Source organism: Saccharomonospora iraqiensis subsp. paurometabolica YIM 90007 (assembly GCF_000231035.2).
GTDB lineage: Bacteria > Actinomycetota > Actinomycetes > Mycobacteriales > Pseudonocardiaceae > Saccharomonospora > Saccharomonospora paurometabolica.
This window is the reverse complement of the sequence record NZ_KI912188.1, coordinates 2,011-2,837: the sequence shown is the minus strand read 5'-3', so window position 1 is coordinate 2,837 and position 827 is coordinate 2,011. Positions and strand designations below refer to the sequence as shown.

The 827-nt window shown below is 76.1% G+C and carries 1 protein-coding gene; it reads left to right on the top strand.

The window, feature by feature from the left end; translation table 11 throughout:
- On the top strand, nt 1-772 hold a 772-nt coding region (locus tag SACPADRAFT_RS0201480), incomplete at its 5' end, for a DNA-formamidopyrimidine glycosylase family protein (protein WP_007027808.1).
- Nucleotides 773-827: the final 55 nt, after the last annotated feature.

Here is an 827-nt window from a genome sequence, read left to right as displayed (position 1 = left end):
CGCGCGGCTCGACCGGGCCCTGGCGGCGCACCGGCTGACCCGCAGCGACTTCCGGCATCCCGCGCTGGCCACGGTCGACCTCGCCGGGCGGGACGTGCTCGGCGCGCACGCCGTCGGCAAGCACCTGTTCCTGCGCTTCTCCGGGGGCGTCAGCCTGCACAGCCACCTGCGGATGGACGGGTCCTGGCGGGTGTACGCACCGGGCGAGCGCTGGCGGGCCCCGGCACGGCAGGCCCGCGTGGTGCTCGACACCGCCACGGCACAGGCGGTCGGCTTCCACGTCCACGAGTTGCGTCTCGTGCCCACCGACCGGGAGTCGTCGCTGGTCGGGCACCTCGGTCCCGACCTGCTGGCCGGGGACTGGAGTACCGGCCACGCCGACCGTGCGGCCCGCGCCCTCCGTGCCCGCCCGGACGACGAGATCGGGACGGCCCTGCTCGACCAGCGGATCATGGCCGGACTCGGCAACGTCTACCGCACCGAGATGTGTTTCCTGCTCGGTGTGTCCCCGTGGACCCCGGTGTCGGAGGTCGACGCCGACCGGGTGGTGGCCCTGGCCCGCCGGCTGCTGACCGCCAACGTCACCCACGCCCGGCGCAGCACCACCGGCGAGCACACGCCGGGACGCCGCACCTGGGTGCACGAACGGGAACGGTCGGGGTGCCTGCGGTGCGGCGGCCGGGTCCGCACGGCCGAGCAGGGATCCGGCACCCGGGCGCGGCGCACCTGGTTCTGCCCGCGGTGCCAGCCGGGACCGGCACCGGCTCCGTGACGGACCGGCCACCGCGCGTCCACCCGACACCGGGACACCGCGGTGCGAACGCACC